General features: G+C 73.4%; 16 protein-coding genes. 6 read left to right on the forward strand and 10 right to left on the reverse strand.

Going from position 1 to position 15412, the window contains the following annotated elements; genetic code table 11:
• Positions 1–13 precede the first annotated feature (13 nt).
• On the reverse strand, positions 14–895 hold the full coding sequence (locus AC07B0_RS12910) for a LysR family transcriptional regulator (RefSeq protein ID WP_478897999.1): 882 nt from the start codon (positions 893–895) through the stop codon (positions 14–16).
• Between the two features lie 106 nt (positions 896–1001).
• Between AC07B0_RS12910 and AC07B0_RS12915 the strand changes: the two genes are divergently transcribed.
• The 5 genes from AC07B0_RS12915 to AC07B0_RS12935 all read left to right on the forward strand — a co-directional run bounded on the left by AC07B0_RS12915 (position 1002) and on the right by AC07B0_RS12935 (position 4659).
• Positions 1002–1367, forward strand: coding sequence for a YybH family protein (locus AC07B0_RS12915; protein WP_478898183.1), 366 nt, complete (start codon positions 1002–1004; stop codon positions 1365–1367).
• Between the two features lie 409 nt (positions 1368–1776).
• The gene (locus AC07B0_RS12920) at positions 1777–2031 is read left to right on the forward strand and encodes a hypothetical protein (RefSeq protein ID WP_356873049.1); all 255 of its coding nucleotides are present in this window, start codon (positions 1777–1779) and stop codon (positions 2029–2031) included.
• 195 nt (positions 2032–2226) lie between these two features.
• Entirely contained in the window at positions 2227–3222 is a 996-nt protein-coding gene (locus AC07B0_RS12925) for a GlxA family transcriptional regulator (protein ID WP_478898002.1), read from the forward strand.
• A 107-nt stretch (positions 3223–3329) separates the two neighbouring features.
• Positions 3330–3968 carry a cysteine hydrolase family protein gene (locus tag AC07B0_RS12930; protein ID WP_469379699.1) on the forward strand — a complete coding sequence of 213 codons (639 nt, stop codon included), beginning with the start codon at positions 3330–3332 and terminating at the stop codon, positions 3966–3968.
• A 259-nt stretch (positions 3969–4227) separates the two neighbouring features.
• Positions 4228–4659 carry a pyridoxamine 5'-phosphate oxidase family protein gene (locus tag AC07B0_RS12935; protein WP_469379697.1) on the forward strand — a complete coding sequence of 144 codons (432 nt, stop codon included), beginning with the start codon at positions 4228–4230 and terminating at the stop codon, positions 4657–4659.
• Positions 4660–4685: 26 nt separating this feature from the next.
• On the opposite strand, the gene AC07B0_RS12940 is transcribed toward AC07B0_RS12935, so the two are convergent.
• From AC07B0_RS12940 to AC07B0_RS12970, 7 genes are all read right to left on the reverse strand, one after another.
• Positions 4686–5267: a hypothetical protein gene (locus AC07B0_RS12940; RefSeq protein ID WP_478898004.1), complete on the reverse strand. Its 582-nt coding sequence runs from the start codon at positions 5265–5267 to the stop codon at positions 4686–4688.
• Between the two features lie 302 nt (positions 5268–5569).
• Entirely contained in the window at positions 5570–6955 is a 1386-nt protein-coding gene (locus AC07B0_RS12945) for a HAMP domain-containing sensor histidine kinase (RefSeq protein WP_469379694.1), read from the reverse strand.
• Positions 6952–7674 carry a response regulator transcription factor gene (locus AC07B0_RS12950; RefSeq protein WP_356873061.1) on the reverse strand — a complete coding sequence of 241 codons (723 nt, stop codon included), beginning with the start codon at positions 7672–7674 and terminating at the stop codon, positions 6952–6954. The genes AC07B0_RS12945 and AC07B0_RS12950 overlap by 4 nt, the downstream gene beginning before the upstream one ends.
• A 618-nt stretch (positions 7675–8292) precedes the next feature.
• Positions 8293–8844 (reverse strand): hypothetical protein, encoded by a 552-nt coding sequence (locus AC07B0_RS12955; RefSeq protein ID WP_478898007.1) that lies wholly within the window; start codon positions 8842–8844, stop codon positions 8293–8295.
• Positions 8841–9557 carry a thioredoxin family protein gene (locus AC07B0_RS12960; RefSeq protein WP_478898009.1) on the reverse strand — a complete coding sequence of 239 codons (717 nt, stop codon included), beginning with the start codon at positions 9555–9557 and terminating at the stop codon, positions 8841–8843. Before AC07B0_RS12960 ends, AC07B0_RS12955 begins: the two co-directional genes overlap by 4 nt.
• Positions 9558–9961: 404 nt before the next feature.
• Positions 9962–10537 carry a hypothetical protein gene (locus AC07B0_RS12965; protein ID WP_478898011.1) on the reverse strand — a complete coding sequence of 192 codons (576 nt, stop codon included), beginning with the start codon at positions 10535–10537 and terminating at the stop codon, positions 9962–9964.
• A 194-nt stretch (positions 10538–10731) separates the two neighbouring features.
• Positions 10732–11622, reverse strand: a complete 891-nt coding sequence (locus AC07B0_RS12970) for a CAP domain-containing protein (RefSeq protein WP_478898013.1) — start codon at positions 11620–11622, stop codon at positions 10732–10734.
• 272 nt (positions 11623–11894) lie between these two features.
• Between AC07B0_RS12970 and AC07B0_RS12975 the strand changes: the two genes are divergently transcribed.
• A complete protein-coding gene (locus AC07B0_RS12975; RefSeq protein WP_356873071.1) occupies positions 11895–12254 on the forward strand; it encodes a hypothetical protein in 360 nt (119 codons plus the stop codon).
• Between the two features lie 47 nt (positions 12255–12301).
• Here the strand turns inward: AC07B0_RS12975 and AC07B0_RS12980 are convergent, their stop codons facing one another.
• Entirely contained in the window at positions 12302–14125 is a 1824-nt protein-coding gene (locus AC07B0_RS12980; RefSeq protein WP_478898015.1) for a dynamin family protein, read from the reverse strand.
• A complete protein-coding gene (locus AC07B0_RS12985; RefSeq protein ID WP_478864272.1) occupies positions 14115–15347 on the reverse strand; it encodes a hypothetical protein in 1233 nt (410 codons plus the stop codon). The genes AC07B0_RS12980 and AC07B0_RS12985 overlap by 11 nt, the downstream gene beginning before the upstream one ends.
• Positions 15348–15412 lie beyond the last annotated feature (65 nt).

The following is a 15412-nucleotide window of genomic DNA, read 5'->3' on the forward strand; positions in this document are numbered from 1 at the left end:
CTCAGGGGCCGGCTCAGGGGCCGGTGAACGCCCGGCGGGCGTGCACGAGCAGCTCGCGGACCGCCGGGCCGTGCGCGTCGCGCCAGACCAGGGAGAGCAGCGCCGGTGTTTCGACGTCGTCGATGGTGCGGGCGGTGAGCCGGTCCCGATGGCTCGCGGCCATCGATTCGCTGAGGACGGCGACGCCCAGCCCCCGGACGGCGAGGGCCACGACGGCGTCGGCGGCACTGGCCTGGAGCGCGATCGCGGGCCGGAGGCCGCGTGCGGCGCAGGCGTGGTCGAACGCCGTGCGCAGACCGGTGCCGGGCGGCATGCAGACGACGGGGTGGGCGGCCACGTCGCGCAGGGTCACCCGGCGCCGTCCCGCCAGGGGGTGTCCGTCCGGAACGGCCACGGCGAGCCGTTCGCTCACGAGGGTCAGCGCCTCCAGTCCGTCGGGGTTGGCGTTCGCCGTCCCGACGAGGGCCAGGTCGACGGTACCGGCGCGGACGCCCTCGACGAGCCGGTCGGAGTGGTCCTCCAGCAGCGAGAGCTCCACACCGGGGTGCGCGCGGTGAAACGCGGCGAGGGCGTCGAACAGCGGTGTGACGGTGCAGCCGATGACCATCCCGACCGTGAGCCGCCCCCGGATCAGGTCGGTGACCTCCCCCACCGCCTGTCCCACCGCCCCGGCCGCGGCGAGCGCGGCGCGGGCGTGTTCGAGGGCCGCCTTTCCCGCGACGGTGAGGGTGGCGGTGCGCTCGGACCGGTCGAACAGCACGGCTCCGAGTTCGCGTTCCAGGCGGCGGATCTGGGCGCTGACCCCGGACTGGCTGATGTGGACCCGCTCGGCGGCCCGGGTGAAGTTCCGTTCCTCGGCGACCGCGACGAAGTACTCCAGCTGCCTCAGTTCCATGACCACAGATTCTAGCTTCCAGCACTTCCAGCTGTTGGACTTCTGGTCGAGCGCGGATCAGGCTGGGAGTCGACGGAACCCGACAGGAGAACAGGAGGAGGCGGCGATGACGCGGTACGAGAAGGCGATGCGGCCCGAGGACATCACCCGCTTGTTCGTCGAGCGGTCCAACGCCGGTGACGCGGCCGGGGTGGCGGCCCTGTACGAGGAGGACGCGGTGCTGGCCCATCCCCCCGGCGAACGGACGGTGGGCCGGGAAGCGATCCGCGCGCTGTGGGAGCGGGTGCTGGCCGGCCGTCCCGTCTTCGAGCAAGAGGCTCCGCTGCCGACGCTGGTCAGCGGAGACATCGCCCTCACCTCGACCCCGCCGAAGGACGGGTCCGGCGCCCGGGCCCAGGTCGTCCGGCGCCAGCCCGACGGAAGCTGGCTGCGGGTGCTCGACCAGCCCGAGTTCGTCCCGGCCGCCCCCTGACCGCCGGGGCCGTGTTTGCCGGGGCCCCGACGCGGCGGCCGAACGTGCCGCCAACTGCCTTTCCACGACGGGTGGTTCGGGGTGCGGCGATGGGAACTGCGCGGCGGACGATGCCGTCCCGGCCGCCACAAGGTGCTGACCCGCGCAAGCGGTACTAGCCTGAGTGGGGTGAGGGCCGCTCCCCCGGGGCACGCCCCCTGGCGGCCGGAGTCTCCGCTTCGACGGGGACCGAGGCTCTGTAGCGTGCCCGGCCCGGGGAACGTACGTCGCACGCGGACGCACCGCTGGGCAGACGTGCCGTACGTGAAGGCGGCAACGCATACGACCCGCGCCGCACCCTGTCTTGCGGCCGCGGCCATCCGCTCCTGCCCTGAAAAAGCTGGAGGAGGGTGGAAGGAAGGGTATTCCCATGCATGCACAGAGAGCGAAGCGCCTCCTCGCGGTCTCCGCTGCCGGTCTTCTGATGGCCGGCGGTGCCGCGATCGGCACCGCGGGCACGGCCTCGGCGGCAGCTCCGACGCACTCGGTCAGCTACCTCACCGGTGGCGGATGCGGCGGCGACTCGGACCATGACGGCGGCCGCTACCACAACAGCGGCTGGGACGACGATGACGACTACGGCTGGGGCGGCCACGGCGGCGGCCACGGCCACGGCGACTACTGACCCCAGCCCTCGACAGAGGCAGGATGCGCGGACCGGCAACGGCCCGCGCATCGCTGCGTCCGCCTCCGCTCTCCCTGTCGGCCCCCCGCCCACCGAAGTCCGGTGTCCGGTGTCCGGATGTCCGGATGTCCGGATGTCCGGATGTGACAGGAAACCGTCATTGCGGTCACGGGTGGGGGCCGTGAGGATGTGTTCATGCCCCTCACACACCGTGTCGTCATCGCGGTCTTCCCCGATGTCGACCTCCTCGACGTCACCGGTCCGGCCGAGGTCTTCGCGCTGGCCAACCGGGAGACCGCGGGCCGCGCCGGCTACCGGGTCCGGCTCGCCGGGCCCGCCGCCGGCGAGATACGGACGTCGGCCGGTGTGCGGCTGCTCGCCGATCTGGCCTTCGGCGAGGTCCAGGGGCAGGTCGACACCCTGCTGGTACCCGGCGCGGTGGACATGACCGACGACGGGCCCCGGGCCCGGATCGACACCGGTGTCGTGGCGTGGGTGAAGGAAACCGCCCCGCACGCACGGCGGGTGGCCTCGGTGTGCGTGGGAGCGCACCTGCTCGCGGCGGCCGGACTCCTCGACGGGCGGACGGCGACCACGCACTGGTCGACCGCCGCCCAGCTCGCCGCCGACCATCCGGCCGTCACCGTCGACCCGGATCCGATCTTCGTCCGCACCGACCGCGGCCGGCTGTGGACGGGTGCCGGGATCAGCGCCTGCCTGGACCTCGCGCTCGCGCTGGTCGCCGAGGACCTCGGTGAGGACGTCGCGCTGGCGGTGGCCCGGCAACTGGTCATGTACCTCAAACGGCAGGGCGGACAGAGCCAGTTCTCCGTACCGCTCAGCCGGCCCGCGTCCTCCCGCCGGGACATCGACGAGCTGCGGCTGTGGATCGCCGACCACCTCGACGAGGACCTTTCCGCGCAGGCGTTGGCGGCGCGGATGTGCCTCAGCGAGCGGCACCTCGCCCGCGTCTTCAAACAGGAGACCGGCGCGAGTCCCGCCGCGTACGTCGAGGCCGCCCGCGTCGAGGTGGCCAGGCGGCTCCTGGAAACCACCGACAGTCCCGTCGACCACGTCGCGGCCTCGGCCGGGCTCGGCTCGGCGGAGACCCTGCACCGGGCATTCAAGCGCCAGTTGGCCACCACCCCGGCCGCCTACCGGCGCCGCTTCCGCACCCAGACGGACGCCTGACCCGACACACCCCTCCCACCCGCCACCACCGTGACACCCGTACGCGGGCACGGCGGACGGCTTTGCCATGCCCGAACCACCGTCAAACCCCCTGTGAAAGGCACTCCATGAGCACGAACCAGCCCTCGACGATCCAGCCCTCCACGACCCTGCGCGACCTCTCCGGCCTGGACAACCAGGCGCCCAAGCTGAGCGATTCCATCCTGATCATGATCGACTTCCAGAACACCTACCGGACGGGCGTCATGGCCCTCGAAGGCGTCGAGGAAGCCGTCGCCGCCGGAGCCCGGCTGCTGGAGCGCGCCCGCGCCGCCGGCACGCCCGTCGTCCACGTCGTCAACGACGGCGGCGAGGACACCCCGTACGACATCCGCGCCCACATCGGCGCCATCAGCGACGAGGTGTCCCCGGCGGAAGGCGAGACGGTGGTCGTCAAGCAGGTTCCCAACGCCTTCCACGGCACCGAGCTGGAGCGGACCCTGACCGCTCTGGGCGCCGCGCCGGGCAGTGGCAGGGACCTCGTCATCGGTGGCTTCATGACGCACATGTGCGTCAACTACACCGCGCAGGGCGCGTTCAACCTCGGATACCGCCCCACCGTGGTGGCCGAGACCACCGCCACGCGCGCCCTCGCCGCCCCTGACGGGTCCGTCCTGTCCGCCGCCGCGCTCCAGGCCGCCGCCCTCACCGCCGTGACCGACCTGTTCGGCACGGTCGTCGCCACGGTCGACGAGCTGCCGGTCTGACCCGCCTGACGCACCGCGCCCCGTCGCCGCTCGCCCCGGCGGCGGGGCCGCTCGCCGTTCCGTCCTCCGGCTGCGCGGCGACCGGGACCCGCCTGTGACGGCGGCGCGCCACCGGCGCTGCGGTGAGGGCGAGCGCCGCCCGCGGGTGGCATCCTGGGACGCGGCCGCTGCCGGTGCGGTACCGCTCGCACCCCGGGGAATGGCCCGGGGCGGGGCGGAGTTGACCCGGTACAGACCTTCCCTCCCGAAGGAGTATCCCGTGCCCCTGTCTCCCGCCGAACGCGAGGAGTTCCTCGCCGAAGCCCACATCGCCGCCCTCGCCGTCGACGCCGGCCCGGAAGGCGACCGTGCCCCGCTGACGGTCCCGATCTGGTACCAATACTCCCCCGGCGGCGACATCTGGATCATGACCGGCCGGGACTCCCGCAAGGCCGAGCTGATCGGGGCCGCGGGCCGGTTCACCCTGATGGTCGACCGGGTCGAGCCGTCGATCCGGTACGTCTCGGTGGAGGGCCCGGTCGTGTCGACCGTACCGGCGACGCGCGAGAAGCTGGTGGAGATGTCCGCCCGGTACCTGCCCGCGGAGAAGGTGGAGGGCTACGTCGACTTCGCGTGGAAGGAGCACGGCGAGCAGGTCGTGATCCACATGCGTCCGCAGCGGTGGGTGAGCTCGGACCTCGGCCAGGTCTGAGCCGGGCGGCCCGGACTTCGACGGCACTAGCCGCCGTCGGTGGTGGCGGCGGCCTGGGGGCAGGTGACCTTGGCGAACTTCGAGGTCACGTTGTAGGTGTCGTTCGGCAGTCCCGTGAACTCGAAGAAGCCGTCCTTGATGGTCAAGGTGGTGCCCACGACGGCGCCCGCGGAGTTCTTCAGGGTGACCGTCTCCGCCTCCGGGAAGCCCCTGCCGGACACGCCGAACGTCTGGCCGGGTCCCTTGGTGACGGTGCACTTGATGGCGGCTTCCTCGTCCGACACCCATCGCGGGCAGGTCGCGGCGCGGCGTCTCGCGCCCTCGGCGCGGTACGTGTCGTTCGGGAGGCCGGTGACCTCGAAGAAGCCTCCTGTGATGGCCGTGGTCGTGCGCACCACCTGGCCCTTCGAGTTCTTGACGGTGACCTGGGTGCCGGGCCTGAAGCCGTTGCCCGAGACTCCGAAGGTGTTGTTGGGGCCTTCCGACAGCATGCAGGTGGCGCTGGGCACGGCCCTCTCCGCCGCCCCGGCCGTGGTGCCGGTGACGGCGGTCCAGCCGCCGATCGCGACGGCGGCCACGACCGCCGTCGGCAGGATCTTCTTCCTCATGGTCTTCCCCTCTTCCCTTCCCTCGGCCCGGCTCGTCGCCGGGCGTCCGCCTGGGTTCTGGGTGCGCGCGCCGGGTCACGCGATGCGAGAAGGACATCGCGGAGTGATGGAGGAGTGCCGTCCGGTTTCGCTTCGCGCGTGTCCGACGGCTCCGGCTCGTGGCGTGCGGTGGTCCGGCCAGCCGGCTGTCGGGTTCCGTCCCTGGTCAGGGGGCCGGCCGGTCGGTGGCGTCACGCTTCGCACCCACATCACGATGCTAGATCAGGTGCGGGGCCCGCGCTCGGTGGTGCGGGCCGGGGCGTTCACCGCCGGCGCAGCCATCCGGGCCGCCGCCGGGAGGTGCGCGGCCGGCGCTCGGACGGCAGGGGCGGGGCGAGGGCGAGGGTCACGGTGATGTGGGCGCCTCCGCGCGGGCCGCGTGCGATGCGCAGGGAGCCGCCGGTGACGTCCGCGGCCCGCCGGGCGATGTCGAGACCGAGGCCGGAGGAGCCGCTGCTGCCGCCGCGGGAGAGGGCCTGGTCCGGACGCGGGATGCCCGGCCCGGAGTCCTCCACGACCAGTTCGACGGCCTGCGCGGTGCGCACGACACGGACGCCGAACGGGGTCCCGGGCGCGGTGTGGCGGAACACGTTGCCGATGAGCGCGTCGACCACGGCGGCGAGGTCGTCGTCGGAGAGGCCGACGGCCGTGGGTTCCTGGGTGAGTTCGAGGGAGCAGGGCCGCTTCTGCTGTTCCGCGAGGACCTCCCAGAACGCGGTCCGGCGGCGGACGACGTCTGCGGCCTCGCAGCGGGCGCCGTGGTCCGCGGCGTTCGTGTCCGGGGTGCCGAGCAGGCCCTGGCCCATGGGTCCGACCGCGAGCGGGGTGCGTGCCGCGGTGATGATGGCCTCCAGTTCCGCCTCCAGTTCGGCGACCGCGGCCTCGACCCTGGCCGACTCCGGAGTACCGGCCATGCGTTCCGAGGCCAGGTGCAGGGCGGTCAGCGGGGTGCGCAGCCGGTGCGACAGGTCGGCGACCAGTTCGCGTTCGACGGCGAGCAGCTCGGTCATCCGGTGGGCCATGGCGTTGAAGGCGACGCCCGCATCGCGCAGTTCCCTCGGTCCCACGGGGTCCACCCGGGTGTCGAGGTCGCCCTCGCCCAGTGCGCGGGAGGCCTGCGCGAGGTTCCTGGAGGACCTGACGACCTTCGCGCCGAGGCGGTCGGCGACCAGGACGGAGCCGGCGACCAGGCCCACTGCGAGCAGGGCCATGACGGCCCACGAGGCCTTGACCCCTCGGGTCAGCTCCTCCTCGGGGACGAAGTTCTCGATGACGGCGACCCGGTCTCCGGGGAGCACCACCGGCTGGAGGGAGATCCAGCCGCGGGGAATCTCCTGGGAGATGGACTCCCGCGCCTTTTGCGCCCGTTGGAGCAGCGCCCCGGGTGCCTGGGAGCTGCCCAGCGGCGGGGCGTCCGGCAGGTGGATCACCAGGTGCTCGGTCGCGTCCAGGCCGGCGACGGACTCCCGCAGGGCGGCCGGGTCCGTGGTCAGCGTGAGGACGGGTGCGAGGGCCGCGGCACGTTGCTCGGCGGCGGTGACGCTCTGTTCCTTGACCAGGGACATGACGAGCGCGGCCAGCGGTATGAGGAAGGAGAGCGCGACCATGGAGGTCACGGCGAGGGCGACTCCGGCCAGTGAGCGTCTCAACGGGGTGCCACCAGTTTGATGCCGACGCCCCGGACGGTCAGCAGGTAGCGCGGGGCCGCGGCGCGTTCGCCGAGCTTGCGGCGCAGGGAGGACAGGTGCACGTCGACGGTCTGGTCGTCCACGTAGGGCTCGCGCCAGACCTCGGTCAGCAGCCTGCGTTTGGAGACGACCTGGCCGGTGTGGTGGGCGAGGAAGGCGAGGAGGTCGAACTCCCGGCGGGTGAGGTGGAGCTCCTGGCCGGCCAGGTGCGCGGTGCGCGCGACGGGGTCCACGGCGAGTTCCCCGACGGTGGTGGGGCGCAGCGGTTCGGTGGCCGGAGCCGGCAGGGAACCCGCGGGGGTGTGGGCGGGGGGAACCTGGGTGGTGCGCCGGAGGACGGCGGAGAGGCGTGCAATGAGCTGGCCGCCGGAGAACGGTTTGACCAGGTAGTCGTCGGCGCCCGCGTTGAGGAGCTTGATGATCTCCGTCTCGTCGTCGCGGGCGGTGGCCACGAGTACGGGCACGGAGGAGATGCCGCGGATCATGCGCAGGGCGTCCCCTCCGTCGAGGTCGGGCAGCCCGAGGTCGAGGACGACCGCGTCGACGGGTATCTGGGTGATCTCCCGGAGCGCGCCGAACCCGTCGCCCACGCTCCGTACGGCATACCCGTGTTCCGCGAGGACCTCGATGAGTGACTGGCGGATGCTGGGGTCGTCTTCGACGACGAGGACGCTGGGCATGGGGACACCCTAGGCCGTCTCCGGAACCACCCGGTCCGCGCGGTCCCGGAGAAGCTCCGTCCACGGGGCCGGCCGTCTCCTTTGGTGAGTCCGCGGCGGCGGAGGGGGGAGGGCTTCACCGGTGGCCTGCCCGCGTCACCGGTCGGACAATGGGGGTGCGCTCGGTCGAGGGCTTGCGGCCATGCCCGGGTGCCCCCCACTCGTTTCCGCGATTCCCCCTTCAGCCCGGGCACGATCGGCCGCCTCTTGCGTTCGGCCCGGCAGCTCGGCACAGCTCTGCACGGAGGTGTTTGCGATGACGGAACCCAGCGAGCAGCCGGCCCCGACGGGGCCCCCTACGGAAGCTCAACGCGAAGCGTTCAAGCAGAACGAGTCCGACTTCGCCGAGTTGGAGAATCACAGCCGCTCGGTACGCGAGGCTGCCGCGGCCCGCCTCCGTGAAGCGGACTACGACCCTGGCGGTCACCTGTACTGCTACATCTGCACGTGCAGCCAGTTCCTTTCACCTGACGACGACGGCGGTCTAGACGCCCGGTGTCAGCGGGAGTTCTGTCAGCACACGGCGATGCAGCACGCCTGAGCAACCACCGGATCCGTGAGGCGTCGTCGCCGAAGGCGCTACGGGGTGCCGAGCCTGAGTCCGGCGCCGGTGACGCGCAGGGGTACGGGGTGGTCGCTGACCGGGATGGTGCAGCCCTCCTGGGTGCTGCAGCTCGCGTAGCCGAACAGGACGGTCGCGTCCCCGTCGCCGTCGGCGCGGACGGGGAGGGTGACGGTGACCGGGCCGTCCGGATAGACGGGCACGGGCGCGCCGACGCCGGGCAGGGTGATCGACCGTACTTCCGCGGCGGCCTCCGCTTTCCCCTCCGCCGTCAGGGCGCCGGTGACGGCCATCGTGGTGGGCCTGCCCACGCCCTCGATTCCGGTGGGCGGCAGGTCCGTGCTGTAGAGGTGGAATCCCTGTTCCGGGGTGAGGACGGCGGTCAGGGTGCCCTTCGGGGCGTGCCAGTCGGACACCGTGAGGGTGACGGTGACCCCGTTGGCGGTGAAGCGCGCCGTGGCCGGGGCGGCGCCGCTCCCGGCGGGCTGTGCGCCGGCGCAGGCGGTGAGCGCGGTCAGCGGGAGGAGGGCCGCCGCGATGCGGGCCCTCCGGGAGGGCACCTGTCTCATGACGCCCACTTGCGCAGGAAGGCGTTGAGGCCCTCCGAGGTCAGGGAGGGGTTGCCCGTGGCGTGGGTGTCGGTGCGCACCGTGCCGGAGGGCGTGACGACGACCAGGACGGGCATCTTGTAACTTCCGCCCCCCGGGCTGTACTTGCGCAGGAGCGCGGAGTTCGCGGAGCTGTTGCCACCGATGTCGATCTTGACCATGTGGTAGGAGTCGCCGAGGAGCGCGGCGGTCTGGGGCTGGGCGAACACCTGGTCGGCGGCCTTGCAGTTGCCGCACCAGTTGGCGCCGAAGTCGAGGAGCACCATCCTCCCGTCGGCCTTGGCCGCGCGCAGCGCCGCGTCGATCTGCCGCTGCCCGTCGGCCGAACTGTCGTAGCCGGGGCCGGGTACCCGTGCGGGCGCCGGGGCGGCGGTCGTACGGGACGGCTGGGCGGGCGAGCGGGTGGGGGCGGGCGATCCGGTCCGGGCGCGCGAGGGGGCGGACGGCGAAGGGCTCGCGGACCTGGAGGGCGAGGGGGAAGCCGTCGCGCTCGGGGACGCCACCGCCGGCTCCGACTCGGACGGTGCCGCGGAGGACGGGCTCCCGGAGGGCGGGGCCGGCGGGGCGGTTCCGGCCGCGGACGCCGCGGCGGCGCCGACCGACGACGAGGAAGGACCGCACGCGGCGGTCAGGCCCGCGGCGACCACGGCCGCGGCGACCAGTGGCAGTCGCACGCGGAGGCGGGCCGGGGAGCCCTGTGGGGCGCGGGGGACGGATCGGAGCGGGCGGGAACTCATGGCGAAGACACCCCAAGGCACGGTTCGGACTGCGGGAAGGGCGACGGGCGGCGGCGCCCGCCGGCGCGGTGGAGCCGCCGGGCCCGGGCGCCGAGGGCCGCTCGGCTGACGCGAGCGTAGGGCCGTTCGGGGCCGCGCGGACCGGGTGGACCCGATCTTGAGGTTGCCCTAAGGAAGAGCTCAGCTTCCGCTTCGGCGGAACCCGGTCCATGTGCCTGCGTAGGGCGGTGAATCGGCTGGAAGGGGGCAAGTGGGGCCGTGTGGTGCGGATCGGTCGCCGCGGACCTCCTCCCGCCCCGGTTCTCCGACGGATCCCTTCCCGGTTCCCGGTGGGCGTGCGCTCAGTACGAGGTCTCGCGGATGCTCGCCTTCGCCACGGGGCTGATCGTCGCCGTGATGACCGAGCGGTGGTCCGCGCCGGTGAAGGTGACCGTCAGGGTGTCGTCCGCGGTCTGTGACGTGGTGGCCTTGAACCCCCGGCCGGGAATCGCCGAGATCAGGCAGACGCCTCGGCTCCCGTACCGCACCGTGGCCTTCCCGCCCTGCGAGGGGACGGTGTGCAGGCCCGGTCCGCCTTCCTGGCAGTCCACCTCGGGTTTGGGCGCGGTCGTCCGGGGAGCCGCCGACGGGGCCTTCGCGGGGGGCGTCGGGGAGGGTGACGGCCGCTCCGTCGGGGTGGGCGAGCCGCTCGGGGACGGGGACGGGGACGGGGACGCGGAGGGGGACGGCGTACCGGAGGGCGCGGCCGTCACCGCCTCCCAGGCCGGCGGGGATTCGAACACCATGGGGGCGGAGCGGGCGACCGGGGGCGTGTGCCGGGTCGAGCCGACCACGAACTGGACCGTGGCGAGCACGGCGGTCACGCTGGTGGCCGTGCACGACAGCCATATGAACAGGTAGCGCGGAATTCGGGGCACGGCCCCATAGTGACCGACGGACCGGGCGGCCCGTCACCGCCTCCCCCCGGACGAATCAGGACGAGGCGGGACGGAGTCGGGCGGAGCCGGACGGGCGCCGAACGCCGACGTCCTCCGGACCCGCGGACGGGTCGGAGGACGTCTGCCGCTCGGCGGCCGGTGGGGGGTGGGGTACGGCGGCCGCCGGCACGTTCCTACTTCGGCGCGCCGAAGTTCTGCGTCCACCAGGGGCCGCCGTCGCCCTTGTGGACGCCGATGCCTATCTCCTTGAACGCGCAGTTGAGGATGTTGGCGCGGTGGCCGGAGCTGTTCATCCACGCCTTCATGACCGCGTCGGCGTCCGACTGGCCGCGGGCTATGTTCTCGCCCAGGCGGGACCACGCGTATCCGGCGGCCTCCACACGGCTCGTCATGGTGGACCCGTCGGGTCCGGTGTGGGACATGACGCCGCTGCGGGCCATGGTGTCGCTGTACGCCCGCGCCGCGGCCGTCAGCTTGGCGTTGGCGGTGACGGGTCCGCATCCGGCGGCGGACCGCTCCTTGTTGACCAGGGCGAGGACCGCGGACTCGATGTCGCTCGGGGCGCCGCCGGAAGACCCGCCGGAGGAGCCGGAACCACCGCCCGAGGAGCCGCCGGACGTCGGAGCCGTCGTACGCGCCGGCTTGCGGGTCGGGGTCGCCGCCGGCTTGGCGGGGGCGTCCTCCGCTTCCGCGGGCTTCTCGGGAGCGGCGGATCCAGGGGCCCCGGCCCCGGCCTCGGGGGAAGCCGGGAGCGGCGAGCCCGAGGCGGCCGCGGCCTCGGCGGAGACCGAGGGGGCGGGGGATGCCGGGGTGGAGGTGGGGGTCGCCGTCACCTCGGCGCCGCCGGGGAGCTCGCTCGGGTCCGCCTTCGCGGCCTTCGGCTGGGTGGCGCCGTCGGCCCGGTCCACGCGCGCACCGCCGTCGGAGTCGGCCACGGCGACCCCGACCGCGACCGCCGCGGCCGCCGACGCCGCGGTGACGGACAGCACGATGCGGGTGCGGACCGTCTTCTTCCGGCGGGCGTCGACGCGGGACGGGGTTGCGGGAGTTCGGCTGCGGCTCATGCCTGTAGCACCTCACAGAGAGAGGGGAGGAGGGGTGCGACCGAGACTAGGCCGGTGATCAGCCAAAAGAGCCCCGTGGAAGGGTCCTTCAGCTTCCCTTAAGGAACCCCGCAGGGTCAGTTCATGAACAAGTCAGGGCAAACACCCCGCACATGACGGGGAGGACGAAAGAAGCGGAAGTTCACCTTCGGCGGTGTGGCGGCCCTTTCGCCCGGGAAGGGGTGGTCCGGGCGGAGCCACGACGGCGCCGCCGTCCCGGAAAGGGGGCACACGTGCCGGGTTCGGAGGACATGCGCGAGGAGTCGGCGCCCGCGGGCGAGGGCTGCCAGGGGGAAGACGGAAACGCGAACGACGGGCTGTTCGGGATCGAGGTCCACCACACGACCCGGGAGACCATCGGGGAGGGGGTGCACACCGTCCGCGACTCCTACGGGGGCGAGGTCGACGTCGACTACCCGGACGGCTGGGACGACGGCCCCACCACCGGCGGGGAGTGCACCGCGGACGACCCGACGGGCGACGACTCCCGCTTCACCGCCCGCGGGGAGGTGTACACCGAGGAGAGCCGGACCGTCGACGGCGGGACGGTGACCGACACCACCGCCTTCGGCACCGAGGGTTCCTGGCAGTAGACGGCCCCGGCCGGGGCGGGCACGACGCCCGCCCCGGCCACCACCGTTCAGCCGGCCGGCCTCACCTTGCCCGGGCCCAGGAGCTTCCGCTGGGCGGCGAGGTCCTCGCGGGCCCCGTCCAGCCGGGCCAGGTGCCGGCGCAGGGCCGAGGTCAGCGACGCCGGCCGTTCGGCCGCCATGTCGCCGAGGCTGCCGATCCTCTTGACGAGGTCGTCGCGGGCCGCCGCCACCAGGCTCCTGCGCCGTGCGAGCCAGCCTTCCGCCGGCGCTTCCGAGGTACCGAGGAGCAGGGACGATATCCTCCCCCTCGATTTGCGGATCTCCCTCAGCGAGTATCCGCGGTGACCGCCTCCGAGATAGTGGTAGGGCACGTACCAGACGGCCCCCAACAAGCCGACGAGGCCGTCGTCTTCCACCTCGCGTTCGAACGCGTCGCCCGCGCTCTCGTAGTGGTAACTGCCCACCTGCACGGCCCCGACGGAGGCGGCGCGGCCCGTGCTGCGGTACAGCTCCGTCGGTATCAGGGCGTCGAACCGTGCTTCACGTTCCCGGGCGTACTCGTCCAGGTCCGCCGCGAGGCGGCTCAGACCGGGTTTCGCCGCGGCGCTGATGCGCGTGCGGGACTCGTCCAGGGCCGCCCGGACCTCCGTGTTGATCGCGTTGGCCTCCGATTTGGTGATCATGACCGGTCCCATGATGCGGTTCCTGTGGGTTTCCAGGAGCGTGTCCAGCCGCCGCGCTTCGGCGAGGAACACCTGCTCCACGCCCAGCCAGTCGGCCTTGCGGGTGGCGCCTTCGATGGTGGCCAGGACGTCGCCCCCCGGGCTGGGGACGAACGGGGCGAGCCGGTACCGGTATCCGACCCCCGCCAGCACCTCGTCGCGGTGCCGGCGGATCTCCTCGCGGCCGATCCGGCCCGCCAGTACGTCGTTGGTACGTGCCCTGCGGCGGTCCAGGGCCGCGCCCAGGACCGGGAACGCGTACTGGGCGGTGTGGGCCACGGTGTCCCCCACGTCGCGGCGTATCCGTTCCAGGAGCCGTGTGCGCAGGGACTCCAGGGCCGCCTCGTCCGGCGCCAGCAGGTTCAGGCAGTGCAGGGACGCCTGCGCGAGGCCGAGGGAGCCGTCCTCGTCGTGCGGCAGCAGCAGCTCCGCCACGCTGCGCCGCCGCATGGCGAGGTGGTCGCCGAGGCGCTCGGGGGTGAGCGGGCGGGGGTCGATCTCGTTGAAGACGACGGCGGCGACCCTGGCCGGGCGGGGACCGTCGCGCAGCTCGCGCACGATGTCGACGAGGCCCTTGAGGCTGGCGCGGCCCAGGGACACCAGGACGACGCTGAAGGCGTGCCCGTCCAGGTCGCGTTCGGTCTGCGCGGCCACGTGGCCGGAGACGCCCGCGATGCCGGGCAGGTCCACCAGGCGCAGCCCGCCGCGCAGCAGTGCTGCGGGGAGTTCGATCTCGCCCCGCAGGACCTCCAGTTCGTTGTCGGGGTTGTGCGCCTGGAGCATCCACTGCTCGAAAGCGGCCCGGTCCGTGACCCGTTGCCCGGTGCCCGGCCGCCCCGGGTCCGCCCCTTCGGTGCGGCGCAGGACGCGGTAGCGCGGGTCGGGGGCGGGCCCGTACAGGACGTGCACGGGGGCGACGGTCCCGGGCAGCCCGGCGGAGACCGGGGTCACCTCGGCGCCCACCAGGGCGTTGACGAGGGTGGACTTGCCGGCCGCCTCGGGCCCGACGACGGCCAGGTGGGAGCGTTCGCAGGCGTCGCGCAGCGCGGCGAGGGCTTCGGTGACGGCCGGTTCGGGTTGCGGCAGGAGGGCGTGGTGGCGGTCGAGGGCGTCGGGGAGTCCGGTGAGGTCGAGGGTGTCATCGGGCATCGAGCACCTCCCGTACGGCGGCGGGGAGGGGGGCCGGGCCGTCCGGGCCGGTGGCGGCGTCCAGGGTGGCGACGGCCCCGCGAAGGGCTTCGGTGTAGAGCGGGTCGGCTTCGCGCAGGTGGTCGGCGATCTCCTCACCGGGCGGGTACGGCGGCCCGGTGAGGGCGTAGTCGGGGTGGGCCAGGGCCGCGAGGGACCGTTCCAGTGCCGCCTCCGCTTCGGTGGTGCGTCCGCGTACGGCCTCGCGGCGGGCGACGGTCAGCAGGTGGTGGGCCGGGTCGGCGACCTGCCCGAGGGGGACGCCGAGGTCGGCGGGCCAGTCGGTGAGGGCGTCGGGTCCGAGCAGGGCGACCGCGGCGTCGAAGCGCTGGCGGTAGCGGACGGCGACGGCGAGCCAGTAGGTGTCGACGGCGGCGGTGACCACCGCGGTGACGGCGCGGGCCGCGACCTCGACCTCCAGCCGGCCGCCGCTCTCCTCGTCGTCGGGGACCGCCAGGGCGAGGGCCGGCGGGGCGGCGGCGTTGAGGCGGGCGACCTCCTTGTCCGTCCACCGTTGGCGCGGTGCGCGGCGGTGGCGGTGGACGGTGCGCAGGGGGTCGGCCGGGGGGCCGTCCGTGGCGGCGCGCAGGTGGCAGCCGCCGAGGGCGAGGTCGAGGGTGTCGCGGAAGAGGGAGACCTGGACGACGAGGGTCGGCAGGCCGTAGAGGTCGTTCCAGTAGAGCCCCGCGTGGGGCCAGGAGATGGCGCCGTCGACTTCCTGGAACTCGACCAGGCCGTCGGCGCCGAGGGTGCGGCGCAGGGCCGAGACGAGCGTGGTCCGCAGTCCGGACCAGTGTGCCGCGGTGGGGCCGTGGAACTTGGGGAGCAGGAGGACGGGGGGAAGGTCGGAGAGGTCCGGGGCGAGCAGCCGCAGACTGTCGCGGAGGTGTCCGGGGCCCTCGGGGACCGGGTAGGTGTCGAAGAGGGTCTTGTGGCCGAGGGCTTCGAGCGATTCCCGTTTGCGGAGTTCGGAGTCGAGGTGTCTGAGTTCGAACTGGCGCTGGTGGCGGATGGCCTCCAGCTGGAGGTCCCGGCCGAAGCGGGTGGTGGCCTGGGCGCGTTCGAAGTCGTGCCGGTCGGCGCGGGCGCGGTCTGCGGCGGCTATCTGGCGGTGGGTGTTGACGAGCGAGGCGGCGGCCTGGGCTGCCGATCCGATCCCCAGGCTGAAGGCCGTGTCGGACAAGTGTTCCTCCTGACGGAGTGTGCGGCACTCGCCGGTGTGCGGCGGTACGGGCTTGTACCTATCCG

It is taken from the genome of Streptomyces sp. NPDC044704 (assembly GCF_056433525.1).